The organism is Mycobacterium neumannii (assembly GCF_002245615.1).
Classification (GTDB): domain Bacteria; phylum Actinomycetota; class Actinomycetes; order Mycobacteriales; family Mycobacteriaceae; genus Mycobacterium; species Mycobacterium neumannii_A.
The window spans coordinates 134,646-153,353 of sequence record NZ_NKCO01000002.1 but is presented as its reverse complement, the minus strand read 5'-3'; the positions used below and the strand labels follow the sequence as shown (position 1 = coordinate 153,353).

The 18,708-nt window shown below is 66.6% G+C and carries 20 protein-coding genes; 10 read left to right on the top strand and 10 right to left on the bottom strand.

Annotated features, from left to right (window positions below; all coding sequences use genetic code 11):
* The 4 genes from CEX88_RS03395 to CEX88_RS03380 are packed head-to-tail and all read right to left on the bottom strand — an operon-like array spanning window position 1 to window position 3,340.
* Window positions 1-453, bottom strand: a complete 453-nt coding sequence (locus tag CEX88_RS03395) for a MarR family winged helix-turn-helix transcriptional regulator (protein ID WP_066845347.1) — start codon at window positions 451-453, stop codon at window positions 1-3.
* 22 nt (window positions 454-475) lie between these two features.
* Window positions 476-1,744, bottom strand: coding sequence for a metal-dependent hydrolase family protein (locus tag CEX88_RS03390; RefSeq protein ID WP_238381934.1), 1,269 nt, complete (start codon window positions 1,742-1,744; stop codon window positions 476-478).
* Window positions 1,741-2,073: a hypothetical protein gene (locus CEX88_RS03385; protein ID WP_066808221.1), complete on the bottom strand. Its 333-nt coding sequence runs from the start codon at window positions 2,071-2,073 to the stop codon at window positions 1,741-1,743. The genes CEX88_RS03390 and CEX88_RS03385 overlap by 4 nt, the downstream gene beginning before the upstream one ends.
* Window position 2,074: 1 nt before the next feature.
* Window positions 2,075-3,340: an aromatic ring-hydroxylating oxygenase subunit alpha gene (locus tag CEX88_RS03380; RefSeq protein WP_094292410.1), complete on the bottom strand. Its 1,266-nt coding sequence runs from the start codon at window positions 3,338-3,340 to the stop codon at window positions 2,075-2,077.
* A 195-nt stretch (window positions 3,341-3,535) separates the two neighbouring features.
* On the opposite strand from CEX88_RS03380, the gene CEX88_RS03375 reads away from it, so the two are divergent.
* Window positions 3,536-4,981 carry an aldehyde dehydrogenase gene (locus CEX88_RS03375; protein ID WP_094292409.1) on the top strand — a complete coding sequence of 482 codons (1,446 nt, stop codon included), beginning with the start codon at window positions 3,536-3,538 and terminating at the stop codon, window positions 4,979-4,981.
* Between the two features lie 26 nt (window positions 4,982-5,007).
* On the opposite strand, the gene CEX88_RS03370 is transcribed toward CEX88_RS03375, so the two are convergent.
* Entirely contained in the window at window positions 5,008-5,610 is a 603-nt protein-coding gene (locus CEX88_RS03370; RefSeq protein ID WP_094292408.1) for a TetR/AcrR family transcriptional regulator, read from the bottom strand.
* Window positions 5,611-5,713: 103 nt separating this feature from the next.
* Between CEX88_RS03370 and CEX88_RS03365 the strand changes: the two genes are divergently transcribed.
* Genes CEX88_RS03365 through CEX88_RS03355 form a run of 3 tightly spaced genes read left to right on the top strand, consistent with a single transcriptional unit; the run spans window position 5,714 to window position 9,385 of the window.
* Window positions 5,714-6,874 (top strand): spirocyclase AveC family protein, encoded by a 1,161-nt coding sequence (locus CEX88_RS03365; RefSeq protein ID WP_068200979.1) that lies wholly within the window; start codon window positions 5,714-5,716, stop codon window positions 6,872-6,874.
* Between the two features lies 1 nt (window position 6,875).
* Window positions 6,876-7,697 carry a CbbQ/NirQ/NorQ/GpvN family protein gene (locus CEX88_RS03360; protein ID WP_094292407.1) on the top strand — a complete coding sequence of 274 codons (822 nt, stop codon included), beginning with the start codon at window positions 6,876-6,878 and terminating at the stop codon, window positions 7,695-7,697.
* Window positions 7,694-9,385 (top strand): nitric oxide reductase activation protein NorD, encoded by a 1,692-nt coding sequence (locus CEX88_RS03355; protein WP_094292406.1) that lies wholly within the window; start codon window positions 7,694-7,696, stop codon window positions 9,383-9,385. The genes CEX88_RS03360 and CEX88_RS03355 overlap by 4 nt, the downstream gene beginning before the upstream one ends.
* 24 nt (window positions 9,386-9,409) lie before the next feature.
* Here CEX88_RS03355 and CEX88_RS03350 read toward each other — a convergent pair whose 3' ends face one another.
* Window positions 9,410-10,585, bottom strand: coding sequence for an acyl-CoA dehydrogenase family protein (locus tag CEX88_RS03350; RefSeq protein ID WP_094292405.1), 1,176 nt, complete (start codon window positions 10,583-10,585; stop codon window positions 9,410-9,412).
* Window positions 10,586-10,641: 56 nt separating this feature from the next.
* Between CEX88_RS03350 and CEX88_RS03345 the strand changes: the two genes are divergently transcribed.
* From CEX88_RS03345 to CEX88_RS03335, 3 genes are read left to right on the top strand one after another with little or no spacing between them, the layout of a single operon-like run.
* Window positions 10,642-11,556 carry an NAD-dependent epimerase/dehydratase family protein gene (locus tag CEX88_RS03345; RefSeq protein ID WP_094292404.1) on the top strand — a complete coding sequence of 305 codons (915 nt, stop codon included), beginning with the start codon at window positions 10,642-10,644 and terminating at the stop codon, window positions 11,554-11,556.
* A gap of 11 nt (window positions 11,557-11,567) precedes the next feature.
* Window positions 11,568-12,311, top strand: coding sequence for a hypothetical protein (locus tag CEX88_RS03340; RefSeq protein WP_094292403.1), 744 nt, complete (start codon window positions 11,568-11,570; stop codon window positions 12,309-12,311).
* Window positions 12,312-12,323: 12 nt separating this feature from the next.
* Window positions 12,324-13,292: an LLM class F420-dependent oxidoreductase gene (locus tag CEX88_RS03335; protein WP_094292402.1), complete on the top strand. Its 969-nt coding sequence runs from the start codon at window positions 12,324-12,326 to the stop codon at window positions 13,290-13,292.
* Here CEX88_RS03335 and CEX88_RS03330 read toward each other — a convergent pair.
* Window positions 13,244-13,690, bottom strand: a complete 447-nt coding sequence (locus CEX88_RS03330; RefSeq protein ID WP_094292401.1) for a VOC family protein — start codon at window positions 13,688-13,690, stop codon at window positions 13,244-13,246. The two genes, CEX88_RS03335 and CEX88_RS03330, sit on opposite strands and share 49 nt — an antisense overlap.
* 18 nt (window positions 13,691-13,708) lie before the next feature.
* Window positions 13,709-14,461 (bottom strand): SDR family NAD(P)-dependent oxidoreductase, encoded by a 753-nt coding sequence (locus CEX88_RS03325; protein ID WP_094292551.1) that lies wholly within the window; start codon window positions 14,459-14,461, stop codon window positions 13,709-13,711.
* Between the two features lie 168 nt (window positions 14,462-14,629).
* Here CEX88_RS03325 and CEX88_RS03320 point away from each other — a divergent pair, with 168 nt between their 5' ends.
* The 3 genes from CEX88_RS03320 to CEX88_RS03310 are packed head-to-tail and all read left to right on the top strand — an operon-like array spanning window position 14,630 to window position 17,557.
* Window positions 14,630-15,202, top strand: coding sequence for a TetR/AcrR family transcriptional regulator (locus CEX88_RS03320; protein ID WP_094292400.1), 573 nt, complete (start codon window positions 14,630-14,632; stop codon window positions 15,200-15,202).
* Window positions 15,203-15,224: 22 nt separating this feature from the next.
* On the top strand, window positions 15,225-16,526 hold the full coding sequence (locus CEX88_RS03315; RefSeq protein WP_094292399.1) for an acyl-CoA dehydrogenase family protein: 1,302 nt from the start codon (window positions 15,225-15,227) through the stop codon (window positions 16,524-16,526).
* A 38-nt stretch (window positions 16,527-16,564) separates the two neighbouring features.
* A complete protein-coding gene (locus CEX88_RS03310; protein ID WP_202931369.1) occupies window positions 16,565-17,557 on the top strand; it encodes a phosphotransferase family protein in 993 nt (330 codons plus the stop codon).
* 21 nt (window positions 17,558-17,578) lie between these two features.
* Here the strand turns inward: CEX88_RS03310 and CEX88_RS03305 are convergent, their stop codons facing one another.
* Together CEX88_RS03305 and CEX88_RS03300 are read right to left on the bottom strand one after the other, a co-directional pair.
* The gene (locus CEX88_RS03305; RefSeq protein ID WP_066845303.1) at window positions 17,579-18,082 is read right to left on the bottom strand and encodes a hypothetical protein; all 504 of its coding nucleotides are present in this window, start codon (window positions 18,080-18,082) and stop codon (window positions 17,579-17,581) included.
* A complete protein-coding gene (locus tag CEX88_RS03300; protein ID WP_064397130.1) occupies window positions 18,079-18,696 on the bottom strand; it encodes a TetR/AcrR family transcriptional regulator in 618 nt (205 codons plus the stop codon). The genes CEX88_RS03305 and CEX88_RS03300 overlap by 4 nt, the downstream gene beginning before the upstream one ends.
* Window positions 18,697-18,708 lie beyond the last annotated feature (12 nt).

Below are 18,708 nucleotides of genomic sequence, written 5' to 3'. Positions count from 1 at the left end.
TCAGTCGCCGATGTGGTCATCGGCCATCGTGTGCCCGGTACCCTTCACGACCACCCGGGCCAGCAGGTCACGCAGCGTCTGCTGCTCTTCTTCGGTGAGGACGCCGAAGACGGCTTCGTGGGCGGCGATGGCATCGCTGACGACCGCGCCCGCGACCTTGCGTCCCTCAGAGGTCAGGTACGCCTTCAGGATTCGCGCGTGTTGCGGATCGGGTTTACGTTCGACCAGCCCCCGCTGCTCAAGAGACTTGACGGCCAGTTGCACCCCCTGCGGGGTGATCAGCAGTCGGCGCGCGAGTTCGGCTCCGGACAGTCCGGGCTCATTGGCCAGTTGACGCAGCACACCGATCTGGGCGGTGCTGACGCCGTGCTGGCCGACCGCGTCGTTGACGGCGGTCAGCGCGAAGTACCAGGCCTGCTTCAGATGCCACAGGGTGTTGTCGCCGAGTTCCATGCCCAGCTCTGGGTTTGTCTCCCTAGCCACCGCCGTCACCCCCTTCGTGCTTGTAGACGTGACCGTCCTTCATCACGAAGCACACATCCAGGGTGGCGGCGATGTCGGTCAGATTCCCGGGCACCGCGATGATGTCGGCGAGGTAGCCGGGCGCCAAGCGGCCCAGCTCGTCGTCGGCCTCGATCAGCTCGGCGCTGGTCACGGTGGCGGCGCGGATCGCCTGCATCGGCGTCATGCCCCGTTCGACGAGCGCACACAGTTCCTTGGCGTTCTGTCCGTGCGGGATCGCCGGGGCATCGGTGCCGCAGGCGATGCGCACACCGGCCGCAATGGCCTTGGGCAGCATGGCCTGTGCCCGGGGGAACACCTCCTCGGCCTTCTTGCGCAGCTCGGGCGCGATGCGGTCGATGGCCATCGCCTGGGTCAAGTAGGTGGTCGAGACGAGGAAGGTGCCGGTGTCGGCCATCAGTCGGATCGTGTCGTCGCTGGCGAGGAATCCGTGCTCGATGCAATCGATGCCTGCCTTGATGCACGCACGGATCGCGCTGTCCCCTATCGCATGTGCGGCGACGCGGACGCCGGCACGGTGTGCCTCGTCGGCGATGGCGGCGAGTTCCGCGTCGGAGTACTGCTGCGCGCCGGGAGCGGTGCTGTGCGACATCACCCCGCCGGAGGCCGACACCTTGATCAGCTTGGCGCCGTGGCGGACCTGGTAGCGCACGCACGCGCGCACGTCGTCGACGCCGTTGGCGATGCCCTCGGCCACCGACAATGGCATGATCCCCGGAGCCAGCCGCTGGAACACCGTCGGATCGAGATGGCCGCCGTACGGGGTGACCGCGTGCCCGGCGGGGTAGATCCGGGGGCCGACGTGCCAACCCTGGTCTATCGCCCGCTGCAACGCGACGTCGAGCAGGTAGCCGCCCGTCTTGACCATGAGGCCGAGGTTGCGCACGCTGGTGAAGCCGGCCTCCAGCGTCTTGCGGGCGTTGACCGCCCCGCGCAGCGTGCGATAAACGGGATCGTCCTGCACACCGTGCATCGGGCTGGGCAAGCCCTCGGGACCGCCGGGGCCTCCGATGAGGAGGTTGAGCTCCATGTCCATCAGTCCCGGCAGCAGCGTCACGTCACCGAGGTCGATCTCGGTCGCCGAATCGACTTGAGATTCCGGTGGATTGACCGCGGCGATGCGGTTGTCCTCGACGATCACCACGGCCGGCGAGCGCACCTCACCGGCCTCGACGTCGGCCCAGCGCGCGGCGCGCAGGACGATTCGCTCGTGACCCGTCACGGAACCGGTTCGGAAACGCAGTCGAGCGTCGTGGCACCCGAATCGGGGACCTTCGGTTGCTTCCAGCACTCGACCGGAAAGGAGACCTGAATCATCGAGTACAGCAGATGCATCAGGTTGAGCACGTCCTCGGGCAGGTCGTCCAACGAGAACTTGTCGCAGTAGGCGATGGCCTCCTCGGCGCGCGCGGTGATCGCGTCGTAGAAGGCCTGCATCTCGGTCATTGTCGAGGACAGCCGCTTGGCATAGCGTTCGGCTTCGGAGCCCAGGCACCAGTCCGAAAACTGTTCCAGGTCGGCGAATTCGGGTGGCAACTTGGCGTCCGTCATCTCACACACCCGCCGTGTTGCGCTCGTAGTTCTCCACCCAGGCCGCGGTCTCCTTGTGCAGGTGGCGGATCAGCACCTCCTGGTCACAGAGCAGGAAGTCGTCGAGAACCCGCGACTCGATCATCGACTGGGTGGCCTCCAGCGTGTTGGCGTCCTGCAGCCCGTATTCCTTGAACGACACCGCGGCCAGTTCCTGCGCGATGCGTTCCCGGGGGGTGCGCGGTTGCGGGAAATAGACGGTGCCCTCGAACAGGTGCGTGTTGTAGGACGTCGGCCAGTAGTGGTAGGTCAGGTACCAGCCCTGCCCCCAGAACAAGATCACGAAGTTCGGGAACAACTGGAACGAATCAAGGCCCCACGGATCGCATTTCGCCGGGTTCAAGCCGGGAGGCATCTCCCCCAGATCCGGTTTGTCCCAGGGGCCGAACAGTCCGCTCTGGCAGATGTCCTCGATCGGCTTGCGCATCTCGTCGGCCATCTCCCACGCGCGCACACCCGAGGTGCTGACCAGTCGGTGCGGCCCCTCGATGCGGTAGTGCGGAGCCTCGAAGCCGGCCTCGGCGGCGGCCTTCGAGTAGGCGGTCGGCGACTGGTTCGCGTGCAGCACCGGTGCGTGATAGAACTCCTGGAACGCGTCCATGTAGAGCTTCCAGTTCGCCTTGACCTCGGACCGGTAGTAGAACCGCGACGTCATCTTGTCGAACGGGTAGCCCTCCAAGTTGGTGATCATCGGACCGAGGAACTCGCGCAACGACTGTTCGGGCTCCTTGCCGAAGTTGACGAAGATGAACCCCTCCCAGACCTCACAGTGCACCGGCACCAGCCCGTAGCGGCTCTTGTCGAGGTTGAAGAACTCCCCCTCCTGCTGCACGAAGGTGAGGTTGCCGTCGAGGTCGTAGCGCCAGGCGTGGTACTTGCAGGTGAACTGCCTGCACACCCCGCTGGTCTCTTCGAGCGGCATGTCGTTCCACACCAGTTTGTTGCCGCGGTGCCGACAGATGTTGTGATACGCCTTGACCTCACCGGAGGTGGTCCGCACCACGATGATCGACGTGCCTGCGACCTTCAACTCCTTGGTGAAGTAGCTGCCTTTGCGCGGAACCTGTTCGGTCCGACCGACATTCAGCCACGCGCGCTTGAAGATCGCGTGGCGTTCCTTCTCGTAGAACTCCGGGCTGATGGAGTCCTCGTAGGAGACCGGATCGGTTCCCAGTTCGGGATAGTGCTCCGTCCAACTTCCTTCTGGCGGTTTGGGAAAGCGAGCCATTGCCTACTCCTGTCCGCCCGGCCTGGACCGTGCCGGGAGCTGCAGCGCCGACGGTATATGCTCCATGTCACAATCGCAAGTAGTTGATACAGACCGGCCGGGGCCGGGCAGCGTCACCGATTTCCGCACCGCGGTCGGGCTCCCATTCGGACCACAACCGTGGTGCAGACATCGGCGCGGAAGGGTGAGCAGACAATGCGATCGGACGAGTTGTTCATCGGCGGCCAATGGTCGCCAGCGAGCGCCGGAGACCACATCGAGGTCGTCTCCCCTCACACCGAGGAACCCGTCGCGCGTGTCGCCGCCGCCGGGCCCGCGGACATCGACAGGGCCGTCGCCGCCGCACGCTCCGCGTTCGACTCCGGTCCGTGGCCGCGCCTGACCCCCGCCGAACGCATCGCCGCCGTGCGCCGGCTGGCCGAGCGGTATGGCGAACGGCGCGGCGAGATGGCCGAGACCATCACCGCCGAGATCGGGGCGCCCATCAGCTTCGCCCAGCGCGCGCAGGTAGGACTGCCCACGATGATGATGTCGGCGTTCTGCGATCTGGCCGACACGTACCCGTGGGAGGAATCCCGCCCGGGGATGTATGGAACCGATATTCGTATCCGGCGCGAGCCGGTGGGCGTCGTCGCCGCCGTCGTGCCGTGGAACATGCCGCAGTTCCTGATCGTCACCAAGCTGATCCCGGCGCTGCTCGCCGGCTGCACCGTCGTGCTCAAACCGGCGGCCGAATCGCCGTTGAACGCACTGCTGCTCGCCGACATGATCGGCGAGGCCGGGCTGCCCGACGGCGTTGTCAGTGTGCTGCCCGGTGACCGGTCGGCGGGCGAGTACCTGGTGAAACATCGCGGGGTGGACAAGGTCTCGTTCACCGGGTCGACCGCGGCGGGCAAGGCGGTGGCCGCCGCGTGCGCCGTCGATCTGCGGCGCGTCAGCCTCGAACTCGGCGGCAAGTCGGCGGCCATCGTGCTCGCCGATGCCGATCCCGCGGCCGTCGCCGCAGGCGTCCGCTCGGCAAGCCTGTCCAACAGCGGTCAGATCTGCAACGCGCTCACCAGGATTCTGGTGCCTGCGGCACGTTCGGCTGAGTTCACCGATGCCCTGGCCGCCGAGATGACGTCGCTCATCGTGGGGGATCCGACGGATCCGGCCACACAGGTCGGACCGCTCGTCGCACAACGTCAGCAGGAGCGCGTGCGGGGCTATATCCAGACCGGCCGGTCCGAAGGCGCGCGCCTCGTCGTCGGGGGCGCCGACATGCCCGACGGGCTCGACCGTGGCTGGTATGTGAAGCCGACGCTGTTCGCCGACGCCGACAACGACATGACCATCGCGCGCGAAGAGATCTTCGGGCCCGTCCTGACCGTCATCGCCTATGCCGACGAGGACGAAGCGGTGGCGGTGGCCAACGACTCCGACTACGGCTTGGCAGGATCGGTGTGGACGACCGACACCGAGCGCGGAGTCGCCGTCGCCGAGCGCATCCGCACCGGGACGTTCGGCGTCAACCAGCGTTACACGATGGATCCGTTCGCCCCGTTCGGCGGCGTCAAGGACAGCGGATACGGCCGCGAACTCGGACGCGAGGGCATCGACGGGTACACCGACACCAAATCCATATCGATTGCCACAGCCTAGGTTTCGATCCGTTCCGGCGGCTCACGTCATGGGAATTTGATCGCCGAGACGTACATGTCGATGATCGGCCGGTACAGGTCGACGTCGTCGAGTTCACTGCCGAGCACGATGGCGTCGCTGGTGGCGATCAGCACCTGGGCGAACGTCAACGGCGAGATCACCAGGGTTGCGCCGAGCCGATCGATGCCGTCGACGATGAATTTCGCCAACGCCTCGACCACCTCCGCGCGCTTGCCGACCACGCGTTCTCGCGCATCCGGATTGCGCAGCAGGTACAACGTGAACTCGTGGCCGAGGGCAGCATGCTCGGCACCGCGATCCTGGCTCAGCTGACGCCACCGTTGCGCGATGTCGTCGCGCTCGCGGGCTCCCACCTGCTTCGACGACGACATCACCTCGGCGAAGTTGTCGAAGTAGCGCCGCCAGTAGCGGTCGCTGACGGCCAAGAACAGCTCTTCTTTGGTGGCGAAGTGCTTGTATATGGCGCCCTTCGTATAACCGGCCTCAAAGGCGATGTCGTCGACAGTGGCTGCCGTGAAACCCTTTTCGGCGAACACGTTCTCGGCCGCGTCCAGCAGCAGGGACCGGGTGTGCTCGAGCCGCCGCTCCCGGGTCCACCGCTCCGCCATGCCGGAATTCTGCCACAAGAATCTAAGATCCCATTGAGTTCTCCAGATACCGACCGGTATATTTCTCGAGATCGCGATGACGAGGCGCGATCGAGGAGGCGTCGTGAGCGAACTGTCGAACAAGCCATCCACTGAGTCGCTCAGCACAGTGGGACGACTCGAAGAGGCGTCGCCACGGCCGTCGAACCGGGTCAAGATCTGGGCGACCCTGGGCGGCGTGATCCTGGTCCTCCAGATCTACGTCTGGATCCGGTGGATCACCGGCCCGTACTTCACGCCGGTCGATCCCGGTCCGACGGAGCCGCCGACCTTCATGAAGGTCGCACTGATGATGTGGCAGATCGGTTCACCGGTGCTCTTCCCGGTCGCCATCTGGTGGTTCATCATCCGGCCCTGGCGACGCGAACGTCGCATCACGTTGGACGGCATGATCATGGTGTCCACGGGCCTGTTCTTCTTCCAGGACCCGCTGCTGAACTACATCAACACGTGGTGCACCTACAACGCGTGGGCGTTCAACATGGGGTCGTGGGCTCCGCACGTCCCGGGATGGCTCTCACCCGAGAGGCCGGGCGCCCAGGTGGCAGAACCGTTGGGCATCAACGTTTCCGGATACGCGTACGGCGTATTGCTGTGCACGATCCTGGGCTGCTGGGTCATGCGAAAGGCCCAGCAGCGGTGGCCGAATCTCGGCACCAAGGGTCTGATCGGCGTCGCCTTCGCGTGGGGTTTCGTGTTCGACTTCGTCATGGAGGGCCTGGTCCTGATGCCGCTGGGGATGTACACGTTCCCCGGTGCCATCCAGGCGCTCTCGATCAACGCGGGCACCTACTACCAGTGGCCGATCTATGAGGGTCTGATGTGGGGCGGCGTGCAGGCCGCGCTGTGCTGCCTGCGGTTCTTCACCGACGACCGCGGCCGCACAGTCGTCGAGCGCGGCCTGGACAACGTCCGGGGCGGATTCGCCAAACAGCAGTTCGTGCGTTTCCTCGCGATCTTCGCCGCCATCAGCGCATCGTTCTTCGTCTTCTACATCATCCCCGCGCAATTCATGGCGACCCATGCCGATCCGTGGCCCGAGGATGTGCAGAAGCGTTCGTATTTCACCTCAGGCTTGTGCGGCGAAGGTACCGACCGGCCGTGCCCCGACCCGTCGCTGCCGATCCCGACCAGACACTCGGGTTACATCAACACCGACGGCGAATTCGTGCTGCCGGAGGGCGTGGAGATGCCCGCCGTCATACCGCACGAGCGGAGCGAATGAGGTGTCGGCGAACAACCACGCTCCGACGCTCGAAAACCGGTCGCGGGCACCGTTCTACCGGCCCATCGGCGATGAGGTCGACGTGTTTCGTGCCGCGGCGCGGCGAGGTTCGCCGGTGCTGCTCAAGGGTCCCACCGGATGCGGTAAGACTCGGTTCGTCGAGGCGATGGCGCACGAACTGGGCCGCGAGTTGATCACCGTCGCCGGCCACGAGGACATGACGTCGGCCGATCTGGTGGGCCGGTTCCTGCTCAAGGGCGGCGAGACGGTCTGGGTCGACGGACCGTTGACCAGAGCCGTTCGGACAGGGGCGATCTGCTACCTCGACGAGATCGTCGAGGCACGCCAGGACACCACCGTCGTGATCCACCCACTGGCCGACCACCGCCGCGAACTGCCGGTCGACCGGCTCGGTACCACCCTGTCCGCGGCGCCCGGGTTTCAACTGGTGATCTCGTACAACCCCGGCTACCAGAGCGTGCTGAAGAACATCAAGGAGTCGACGCGCCAACGGTTCATCGCGATCGAACTCGACTTCCCTCCGCCCGAGGTGGAAGCCGAGATCGTCGCGCACGAGGCCGGAATCGACGCCGACACGGCACAGACCCTGGTGGCGATCGGCAACGCGATCCGCGGCATCGACGGCTCACCGCTACGCGAGGCGTCCTCGACGCGGATGCTCATCCTGGCCGGCGGCCTGGCTGCCGAGGGGCTCGGTCTGCGGCGCGCCGTGCAGGCCGCGATCGTGGAGGCGCTGTCCGACGACAGAGACGTCGTGCGCGCGCTCGGCGAACTCGTCGATGCGCTGCTACCGAGCCCGTGAGTGCCTCGGGCGCAGCCGGACTCGATCGGTTCCGGTTTCTGGCGACGTTCATCGCCGGTCGGTCGATCGACATCGCGGCTGCGCCGGAGGCCCAACCCGCCCACACCAACGGCACGGCCATCTTCGTCACCGGCAGCGGTTCGGACGAGCAGATTCGGCGGGAAGTGCTGTTGCACAGCGCGCTCATCGGGGCGGGCAGCCTGCAGGAGCCGTTGGTCCGTCCGTTGCGTGCGCGTCCGGCCCTCGCGCGTCGCTACCTGGCGGTCGAGGGACGCCGGGTGCTCGTCGACCTGGCCCGGCGGCTGCCGCTGGCCGCGGCCCTGGAACCCGAGGATCCGCATGGCTCCACATCGGCCGCCGAGTCCCTCGAAATCGCGCGTAGCCGAACACGAGTCAGCGAAGCGCCCGACTGGTTCGGCCTCCTCAAACCGTCGGCACTGCTGAGCACGGCCGCCGAACCGGGCGCCCGTGCCTCCGACGCCGACCTGCGGTTCACACCCGATCCGGCCGCCATACCGGTGGACGACGGAGACGATGACGACGACGAGGGACCGTCTGAGGAAAGCAAGATCCTCAAGATGTTCGACAACCCGCTGTTCAACTCGAAAACGGTCGGGGATTTCCTGCGCAAACTGCTCGGCACATCGGGATCGTCCGGCAACAGTGCCGGCGGGGATCCGCAGGCCGAAGCCGTGCGGCGGGTCCGCGCGGGCGGCCCGCACGCCAGGCCGCTGCCCCACCGGATCCACTTCACCGACGACGAACGCCCAGGTGCCGCCGTCGGGGTGGGCGGAGCGCTGCATCCCGAGTGGGACGTCTTCCGCCGCCGGTACCGGCCGGACTGGTGCCGGGTGATCGACTACCCCCTGACCACGCCCGCCGACGTCACCGCTGCCGCCGTCGCCCGCGACGACGTCCTGCGCCGCCGGCTTTCCCGGATCGGGTTGGGCCCCAGGGTGTTGCGGCGCCGACCCGACGGCGACGAACTCGACATCGAAGCCCTCGTCGACCTGTCCGTCGACCTGCGTTCCGGATTCTCCCCGCCTGAGCACATCTTCACCGAGCACCGCAAGGTCGCCAGGAACCTCGGGGTACTGATCCTGCTCGACGCGTCCGGTTCGGTAACCGACGCCGACCCGGACGGCCTGGCCGTACACGAGCACCAGCGGCGAGCGGCCGCCACACTGGCGGCCACGCTCGAGGACCTCGGCGATCGGGTCGCGGTCTACGCGTTCCGGTCCCGGGGCCGCCATGCGGTCCACCTTCCGACGATCAAGAAGTTCGATCAGCGCTTCGGGGCGGTCGGACGCGCTCGTCTCAACCAACTGCAACCGTCGAGCTACACCCGCCTCGGCGCGGCGATCCGCGGCGCGGCCGAGATCCTCAAGGAAGAGGCGGGCACCCCCAACAAGCTGTTGCTCGTCTTGTCCGACGGACACCCCTACGACGACGGTTACGAAGGTCGCTATGCGGAGGCCGACGCGCACAAGGCCCTCGAGGAACTGCGCGCCGACGGCGTTGCATGCCTGTGCCTTTCAATCGGTTCCTCAGCTAGTGCCGATGCGCTGGACCGCGTCTTCGGTTCCGTCGGCCATGCCGGTGCCGCCTCGTTGGCGGAGCTCAGCCCGCGGATGGACGAGTTGTTCATGGCGTCACTGCGGGACCTGGCGGCCCCCGCACCGCGCTGAGCGCCGGTTTTCTTCCGGGAAACGTCAGCGGGCAGGCAACCCCAGCACCCGCTGCGCGATGATGTTGCGCTGGATTTCCGACGCCCCGCCCGAAATGGTCCCGGCATAGGTGCTGATGTAACGGGTGAACCAGTCGGCCGTGAAAAGGCCTGGGCTGTAGGGGTTGTACGGCGCGGTGAGCCCCGGACTGCGTAAGCCTTCTGCGCCGGCGGCGTCGAGCGCATACCCGAGCGCCTTCTGCTCGGCCTCCGATCCGAACAGTTTCAACACCGAGACGCCGGGGATGTCGCGTTCACCCCGCGCCGCCTGCCCCAGTGCGACGGATCCGAGCAGGCGCAGCGCCTGATAGTCCATCGCAATGGTCGCGTAGCGGTCCTGGTTCACCGCTCCCGCCGGGCGGAAGTCCTGCAGTAGTTGATCCAGCCGGTTGGCGAACGCCATCCACATCATGGTGCGTTCGTGGCCCAGCGATCCGTTGGCCACGCGCCAACCCTCATGCAGAGGACCGACGAGATTCTCGGCGGGCACCCGAACGCCGGAGAAGAACACCTCGTTGAAGTCCAGGTCCTCACGGCTGTACACCGAAGCGAACGGCCTGCGCTCGACTCCGGGTAGGTCGGTGGGGATCAACAGCGCGCTGATCCCCTTGTGCTTGGGGGCATCCGGGTCGGTGCGCACGAACGCGAGGATGACATCGGCGTCGTGTGCGCCCGAAGTCCAGACCTTCTGCCCGTCGACGATGAAAACCTCACCGTCGCGCACCGCTCGCGTCGCCAGGCCCGCCAGGTCCGAACCGGCCCCGGGTTCGCTCATGCCCAGCGATGCGGTCATCTCGGCACGCAGAATCGGCACCGCCCACCGCTGCTTCTGCTCCTCGGTGCCGAAGGACAGCAGCGACGCGGCGATGATCCCGACGCCCTGCGGATTGAACGCGTGGTAGATCCGACGCCGCGCCAGCTCCTCGCGGTGGACGAACTGTTCGAGCACGCCCGCGTTGCGGCCACCGAACTGCGGCGGGTTTCCCGGCAGCAACCATCCGTGATCGAACAGCAGCCGCTGCCAACGGCGTGCCCACTGCGGCACATGGGCCGTCGATCGGGACCGCTCCGCCGCCTCGGCCTGCGGCGGCAGATGCTCGTCGAGGAAGGCGACGAACTCCGCGCGGAACGCCTCCACCTCGGCATCGAAGGTGAGCTGCATCCCGCCAACATATCAAGTACTTAACATTTGACGCGCGGTGCGCTAAGACTTAAGGGATGCTCGACGGCGAGAAGATCCTGATCACCGGCGCCACCGGCAAGATCGCGTTCCCCTTGGCGCGGAAGCTGGCACGCAACAACGAGGTGTGGGGTGCAGCCCGGCTGCGCGAGCCGGCCGGCCGCGACAGGCTGAGCGCCGCCGGTGTCATTCCGGTCGCCCTCGACATCGGCGACGGCGACTTCTCCGCGCTGCCCGAGGATTTCACCTATGTCTTCCACGCCGCGGTCGATCCCGGAGCCGAGGACTGGACGCGCTGCCTGGAGACGAACGCTCAGCGTTCGGGCGACCTGCTGCACCGGTACCGCGCCGCGAAAGGCTTCGTACTGTGTTCGACCGGCTCGATCTACGCGTACCAGGGTCAGCGGCCGCTGATCGAATCCGATCCGCCCGGGGTGCCGTTGCGGGCGAACTACAGCTTCTCCAAGGTCGCCGCCGAGGCGGTCTGCACGTGGGTCGCCCGACAGTACGAGATTCCGTTGACCATCATCAGGATCTGTTCCACCTACGGGCCCGAAGGCGGCGCCCCCGCCGACCGTCTCGACGCGATGCTGGCTCGGCGACCGATAAGGCTGCACCCGGACCGGCCGAACAACTACAACCCGATCTACGAGGACGACTACGTCGCGCTGGGGATCAGGGCGATGGAGGCAGCCGACACGCCACCGGTCGTGGTGAACTGGGCCGGCAGCGAGACGGTCAGCGTCGAGGAGTACTGCGCGTACATGGGAGAACTGGTCGGCGTCGATCCGATCTTCGAGTACACGCCAGAGGCCCACACGCCGTTGTGGCCCGACGTCAACCGCATGCACGAGGTACTGGGGCGCACGACGGTCGGCTGGCGCGACGGTTTCCGCCGGATGATCGAGGCCCGCCACCCCGAAATCCCGCTGCCACAGCCGGATTCAGTGTAGAGGAGACGTCGATGCAACTGCCGGGCAGACCGTCGGACGAGGTGCCCGAGGTGCTCGCCAACGGAGACGGGGACATCACCACCGTGTTCGTCTCGATGGCGCGACGCCATCCCGACGGCGCGGACGCGGACTATCTGCGCTGGCACACCCTGGACCATCGGCCCGAACAGCACCGGATGCCGGCGGTGCGCGCATCCCTGCGCCTGGTGTCCACGCCGCAGTGCCGCGTCGCACGCGCAACTGGTGAAACTCCCTACGACGAGATCGATCACGTGATGACGTACTTCTTCACCGGGGTCGAGGGCATGGAACCGTTCCTCGCGCTGTCCAAGGCGCTCGGTGATGCGGGCCGCAAACTGCCGCTGCTGCCGCCCGTCGAACGCGGTGTGTACGACGTCCGGCGGCGCGCCGCAGCGCCACGGATCAAGGCCGGCGCCGACGTGCTGCCGTGGTGGCCGAATCGAGGCGTGTATCTACTGCTGGAACGCGGCGCAGCTTCTCCGGACGAACTGGTGGACGTCGACGGGGTGGCGGGCGCGTGGGCGGCGACGTCGCTGCCCGTCGAGGGCCGTCTGGCCAGTGCCCCTGCCGGGCAGACGATTACGTACTGCTTCCTCGACGACGACCCCGTGGCGGTCGCGGAGCGGCTCCGACCGGTGCTGCAGGTCCGATGGGACGGCGATGGCGTCGAACCGCTTTTCGCCGCACCGTTTCACACCGTCGTCCCCTACGAATGGGACCGCTATGTGCCGTGACCGGAGGTATGAATGCGCATCGGATTGATGGTCGGCTCCGACAAGGAGCGCCCACGCAGCGATCGGCTCAGTGGACTGATCGACGACGGAAGAGCCGCCGAGAAGCAGGGTTTCGCGACCTTCTGGATGCCGCAGGTGCCCGGTTATCTCGACGCGATGACGGCCGTGGCGTTACTCGGAAACGCTACCGACCGCATCGAGATCGGAACCGCCGTGGTGCCGATCCAGACCCGCCATCCGCTCATCATGGCCCAACAGGCACTGACCACTCAGATCGCCTGCGAGGGACGGTTCACGCTGGGGATCGGTCCCTCGCACCACTGGATCATCGCCGACCAGCTCGGCCTGCCGTACGACAAACCCGCGCGGCTGGTGCGCGACTACCTCGAGGTGCTCGACGCCGCGTTCAGCGGACCTGGCGCGATCGCCGTCGACAACGACACCTACCACATACACAGCCCCGTCGACGTCACCGATGCCTTCACCGTGCCGGTGTTGGTGGCGGCGCTCGGCCCGACGATGCTCCGGATCGCCGGCGAACGCACCGGTGGAACCATCCTGTGGATGGCCGACGAACGCGCGATCGGCGACTACGTGGCGCCGCGCATCACCGCAGCGGCGAAAGAGGCGGGCCGAGAAGGTGTCCGCATCGTGGCCGGTGTCCCCGTCGCGCTGTGCGCCGACGGTGAAGTCGACGATGCCCGGGCGTACGCGAGCGAGGTGCTGGGGCACGCCGACTTCTCCCCCAACTACGTACGCCTGCTCGAACAGGGTGACGCAGAGGACGTCGGCGACACCATGGCGGCGGGCGACGAGGCGACCGTTGAGGCGCGGCTGCGCAGCTACCGCGACGCCGGCGTCACCGATCTGGCAGCGCGCGTGGTTCCGCTCGGACAGGATGCCGCCCAGCGTCAGGCGTCGCGCAGGCGCACTCAGGAGTTCGTCGCGTCGCTGGCTTCGGAGTTCGCCTCAGGGACATAGCTTCCCATGAACTCGATGGGCACCCCGCCCATCGTGCAGAAGAACAGGTCCACGCCAGGCACACCGGTGTCCAGCATCGTGACGTCGTCAACGAAGGCGCCGGCCTTCGCGCGTGTTTCGGCGAAGTCGGGTGCCATGAACGACAGTGCTGCCAACCCCTCGGGCACGAGTTCACGAAGGTGCTCGGGAACGTCGAGCACCTCGATGAGCCCCGTGTCGCCGGTGCCGAGCATGGTGACCTCCGCACCGTCCGACGCCGGCCATCCAAGCGTCTTCTGCAGCACCTCACCGGGGACGTGCATCCGAAACTGCACCGCCATCCCCATCACCTCGGTCAGGAACGCGGTGAAGGTGTTCGCGGAATGGCTGCGCATGACGACGTGGTGCAGGTTGGGCATGTCTCGCCTTTCGTGGGTCTACGACCCCAGCATGATCAGGCCGCCGTCGACGGCGACGAGTTGTCCTGTCACGAAATGTGACCCCTCGCTGCAGAAGAACACCAGCGCGGGGCCGAGATCACGAACGGGGTCACCAAGTGCTCTGCCGAGCGGGATCGAGGTCTTCAGCTGCTCATCCATGAATTCGGCTGCCGGTCCGAGGAATTCGCGCAGCCGGTCGGCGCCCGGTGTCTGTACCGCGGGCGCCAGCGCGATCACCGACACCTTCTCGGCGGCCCATGCCCTGGCCGCCGAGCGTGTCCACGCGGCCACCGCCCCCTTCGTCGCCGCATATACCGCCGAGAGCGGACTGCCCATCACCGCCTCGGCGGATCCGAAGTTGATGATGCGCCCGCCGCCGTTCTCCCGCATCACCGCATACGCCGACTGATTGGTCAGGATCGTGGCCTTGACGTTGGTGTCGAAGAGGATCTCGATGTCGTCGGTGGTGATCTGACCGGGGATGCCCGGTTGCCACAGTCCGGCCGCGTTGAGCAGTACGTCGAGTCCACCCATCTCGTCGGCGACGGCCTGCACGGTCCGGTCGACCGCTTCGGCGTCACGCACGTCGCAGTGCACCCAGGACACGCCGGGCACGTCGGGTGGCGCCGTGGTGTGGCGGGTGGCCACTACGCGTGCGCCGGCCTCGGTCAGCACGCGCACCGCGGCCGCGCCGATGCCCGTGGCACCGGGGGCCACCAAGATGCGCCTGCCGTCCAGTGTCGCGACCATCATTAGATAGTTGGACAAACGTCAACTATTTGCAAGCCTCAATTGCCCTGTTACAGTGCCGGAGTGTCCAAGGCCAGCGGCGAAGTCATAGCTGGCGCTGGTCAACGGCGCGCGTCATTTCAGCGGGCTCGTTCGCATGAGACGAAGCGCGCGCTCGTACAAGCGGCCATGGCGTTGTGGCGCACGAACGGGTATGCCAAGACGACCGTCGCCGACATCTGCCGGGCCGCGGGCGTGTCAAGGGGCCTGTTCTACTTCTACTTTCCGGGCAAAGAGGACATCCTCTTCGAGGTCGGTCTGCTGTCGACCCGGTCGGCGCAGAACAAGGTGCGCATGCTGTTGCGCGCCGACTACGACGTCGAGGCGGTCATCGGTGAGGCGTTACGCAGCCTCGAACGGTCGATGGCGCGCAATCCGCGCGAACTGATCATCCAGACGATCCTCGAGGGTTACCGGCATGAACACCGGATCCTCGCGGGTGAGGCCGTCGGCGAGACCGCCGACGCCGACATGTTCGGCGAATTGTTCTCCCGGGCGCAGCGGGACCGGAAAATCGGTGCGCATGTCGACGTCGAGCACCTCTCCCGTTTGGCGGGAATGCACGTCAGCGAAGGCGTCCGGCACTGGGCGAGCGGCACTTTCGGCGACCGGTCGTTCGCCGACGTCGTCACCGACGACATCGCGGCGCTGATCGCCGGGTTCAACACCAGAACACCGACGCCGCACACAGCTCAAGATTGATACAGCGCGAAAGGAGACCACGATGGCGTGGGATTTCGAGACCGACCCCGAGTACCAGAAGGTTCTCGACTGGGCCGACGAATTCGTCAGGGAGGAGGTCGAACCGCTCGACCTGGCGTTTCCCGACCAGCAGTTCGTGCCCCTGGACGCCAACCGCCGCAAGGTGATCGACCCACTCAAGGACGAAGTGCGTCGACGAGGGCTGTGGGCCACCCACCTCGGCCGCGAACTCGGCGGACAGGGTCACGGCCAGCTCAAGCTCGCGCTGCTCAACGAAATCCTCGGCCGTTCCCAGTGGGCACCGATCGTGTTCGGCTGTCAGGCACCCGACACCGGCAACGCCGAGATCATCGCCCACTACGGCACCGACGCCCAGAAGGAGCGCTATCTGCATCCGCTGCTGGAGGGTGAGATCTTCTCCTGTTACTCGATGACCGAACCACACGCCGGTGCCGATCCGACGCTGTTCAACACCACCGCCGTCCGTGACGGCGACGATTGGGTGATCAACGGTCAGAAGTTCTTCTCCTCCAACGCCAGGACCGCCTCGTTCCTGATCGTCATGGTCGTCACCAACCCCGACGTGAGCGCCTACCAGGGCATGTCGATGTTCCTGGTGCCCACCGACACCCCGGGCGTGAACATCGTCCGCAACGTCGGACTGCACGGCGAGCGTGACGACGAAGGTTCGCACGCGCTGATCCACTACGACAACGTGCGGGTGCCCGCGGATGCGCTGCTGGGCGGCGAAGGCCAGGCTTTCGTCATCGCCCAGACCCGCCTCGGCGGCGGCCGTATCCACCACGCGATGCGCACGATCGGACTGTCCCGCAAAGCGCTGGACATGATGTGCGAACGCGCGCTGAGCCGGGAGACGCAGGGCAGCAGGCTGTCTGAGAAGCAGTTCGTGCAGGGCTACATCGCGGACTCGTACGCACAGTTACTGCAGTTCCGGCTGATGGTGCTCTACACCGCATGGGAGATCGACAAGTACAACGACTACAAGAAGGTCCGCAAGGACATCGCCGCTGTCAAGGTTGTGATGCCGACGGTGCTGCACGATATCGCTTGGCGCGCAATGCAGGTCCACGGAGCGCTGGGCGTCACCAACGAGATGCCGTTCCTGGGCATGGTCACCGGCGCCGCGGTGATGGGACTGGCCGACGGGCCGACCGAGGTGCACAAGACGACGGTGGCCAAGCAGGTGCTGCGCGACTATGCGCCGAGCAATGACACATGGCCCAGCGAATGGATCCCGGCCAAGCGGGAGAAGGCCAGGGCGAAGTTCGCCGAGTATCTGGACCGTGAAGTGGGGAACCTGTGAGCGACACCACGATCGACGTTGCGCGGCTGACCGATTGGATGGACGCGGCGGAACTGCCCGGCAAGGGTGAGCCGCTGCAGACCCGGTTCTTGTCGGGCGGCACCCAGAACGTCATCTACGAGTTGCGCCGCGGGGAACACAGCTGTGTGCTGAGGATGCCGCCGCCGGGTGCCCCGCCCGACCGCGACAAGGGAATCCTGCGGGAGTGGCGCATCATCGAGGCGCTCGACGGCACCGACGTTCCCCATACCGAGGCCGTCGCGGTGTGTGAGGATGCCGCGGTGCTCGGCCGCCCGTTCTATTTGATGGGTTTCGTTGACGGGTGGTCGCCGATGGATCTCGACGATCGGAAGTGGCCCGAACCGTTCGACTCCGACTTGTCTGCGCGCGGGGACCTGGCGTATGAACTCGCCGAGGGCATCGCGCTGTTGTCCCAAGTTGACTGGAAGGCAAAGGGTCTGCACGATCTGGGTCGGCCCGACGGCTTTCACGAACGCCAGGTCGACCGCTGGACCGCGTTCTTCGAGCGCATCAAGGGCCGTGAGATCGACGGCCTCGACGTCGCCACCGACTGGCTGCGCACGCACCGCCCGCTGGACTACGTCCCCGGGCTCATGCACGGCGACTACCAGTTCGCCAACGTGATGTATCGGCACGAGGCTCCCGCGCGGCTCGCGGCGATCGTCGACTGGGAGATGGGCACCGTCGGGGACCCGAAGCTGGATCTGGGCTGGATGGTGCAGAGCTGGCCCGAGAACACCGCGGCACCGACGGATTCGGAAATGGGTTATGTCGACATGCGCGGGATGCCTTCGCGCGCAGCCGTAGTCGATCACTATGCGAAGGTGTCCGGGCGCCAGGTCGACGACCTCGACTACTACCTGGTGCTGGCGAAGTGGAAGCTCGCCATCGTGCTCGAACAGGGTTTCCAGCGCGCGGGCGACAACCCGAAGCTGCTCGCGTACGGCCCAGTCATCGTCGAGTTGATGCGCTCGGCCGCCGAGTTGGCCGAATCCAGCGACTATCAGTGACGCGGCCGGCGCCCGCCGAAATCAGCTGGCGGGCACCAGATCCGCGGCGACGGAGACCATCATCCCGCAGCGGAACATCTCGCAGCCGCTGACCTCGGCGGCTCCGGGATCGCCGGCTGCCGCCAGCGCCTTGGCCTTGAACGCTCTGGCCGCCGCGCTCAGGCGGTGCTCGACGGAATCGACGCTGCTGTCGAGCTCGGCGGGCACCCGCTCACCCCACAGGGTCACCTCGGTCGCACCCTGATCGAGCGCGTTGCGCACATGCTGGAGAACCCGCGCGTCGCGGTCGATCATGTTGGCCGCGACGGCGACGGTGGCCGGATGCGGCCGTTCCTCCCACTCCGCGAGAACCGTTTCCAGGTCGAGGGTCTCGGCTCCGAGGATCGTCAACGGGCGAACGTCTTCGTCACCACCGACGAGCACGGTGACGTCCCACCCGGCCATCACCCGGTCGTAGATCCAGCCGCCGGCATACTTCACCGCGTCCGTCACCGTCGGGGCAACGATGTCGAGCCGGTACCTCATGTCGAGCTCCGCGGCGCCAATTCGCGTCCCAGCGACTCGGCGTACCCCTTGAACACCTCGGCCAATTGAATCGATGGGTCGAGTAACCATAGGGTCTCCATTCCATAGGTGAAGGCGAGGATTTCCACGGCCTTGGTGGCCGCGTCGAGGTCTTGGCGGTACTTGCCGCTGCGCTGACCGCGCTCGATGATCGCGGTGATGATGTCGACCGCGTCGCGGTAACGCTTGACAAGGCGGTCGTGCAGCGGCGCGTCGGGCGCGATGTTCTCCACCAGCAGCACGGTGAAGGTCCCGACGAGTTCGGGCGCGCGGTCGAAGCGTTCGGGGACCCGGCCGAGCTCGGTGACAAGGTCGCCGGAGCGGTAGTCGGCGTGGATGGCGTCGTCGGCGTCACGGGCGTCGAGCACCGCGTTGAGGAGCTGCTCCTTGGACTCGAAGTGGTGCAGCAGACCAGCGGGCGTGACCCCGGCTTCCTTGGCGATCTGGGCCAGCGACGTGTTGCGCCACCCGTTGCGCGCGAGCAGGCGTTCGGCCACCGCGAGGATGCGCTGACGACGATCCTCGCCCTTGGCGAGGAGCGTGGCATACGGCCGCGCGGACTCCGTGGCGGACACCGAACTCCTTCG

Bases quoted from the DNA above. Each gene is read 5' to 3' on its own strand.
- CEX88_RS03370 (WP_094292408.1), bottom strand. From the start codon at position 5,610: ATGGCGGAGCGGTGGACCCGGGAGCGGCGGCTCGAGCACACCCGGTCC.
- CEX88_RS03305 (WP_066845303.1), bottom strand. From the start codon at position 18,082: ATGAGGTACCGGCTCGACATCGTTGCCCCGACGGTGACGGACGCGGTG.
- CEX88_RS03375 (WP_094292409.1), top strand. From the start codon at position 3,536: ATGCGATCGGACGAGTTGTTCATCGGCGGCCAATGGTCGCCAGCGAGC.
- CEX88_RS03350 (WP_094292405.1), bottom strand. From the start codon at position 10,585: ATGCAGCTCACCTTCGATGCCGAGGTGGAGGCGTTCCGCGCGGAGTTC.
- CEX88_RS03320 (WP_094292400.1), top strand. From the start codon at position 14,630: ATGGCGTTGTGGCGCACGAACGGGTATGCCAAGACGACCGTCGCCGAC.
- CEX88_RS03315 (WP_094292399.1), top strand. From the start codon at position 15,225: ATGGCGTGGGATTTCGAGACCGACCCCGAGTACCAGAAGGTTCTCGAC.
- CEX88_RS03330 (WP_094292401.1), bottom strand. From the start codon at position 13,690: ATGCCCAACCTGCACCACGTCGTCATGCGCAGCCATTCCGCGAACACC.
- CEX88_RS03380 (WP_094292410.1), bottom strand. From the start codon at position 3,340: ATGGCTCGCTTTCCCAAACCGCCAGAAGGAAGTTGGACGGAGCACTAT.
- CEX88_RS03325 (WP_094292551.1), bottom strand. From the start codon at position 14,461: ATGGTCGCGACACTGGACGGCAGGCGCATCTTGGTGGCCCCCGGTGCC.
- CEX88_RS03395 (WP_066845347.1), bottom strand. From the start codon at position 453: ATGGAACTCGGCGACAACACCCTGTGGCATCTGAAGCAGGCCTGGTAC.
- CEX88_RS03385 (WP_066808221.1), bottom strand. From the start codon at position 2,073: ATGACGGACGCCAAGTTGCCACCCGAATTCGCCGACCTGGAACAGTTT.
- CEX88_RS03340 (WP_094292403.1), top strand. From the start codon at position 11,568: ATGCAACTGCCGGGCAGACCGTCGGACGAGGTGCCCGAGGTGCTCGCC.
- CEX88_RS03310 (WP_202931369.1), top strand. From the start codon at position 16,565: ATGGACGCGGCGGAACTGCCCGGCAAGGGTGAGCCGCTGCAGACCCGG.
- CEX88_RS03345 (WP_094292404.1), top strand. From the start codon at position 10,642: ATGCTCGACGGCGAGAAGATCCTGATCACCGGCGCCACCGGCAAGATC.
- CEX88_RS03335 (WP_094292402.1), top strand. From the start codon at position 12,324: ATGCGCATCGGATTGATGGTCGGCTCCGACAAGGAGCGCCCACGCAGC.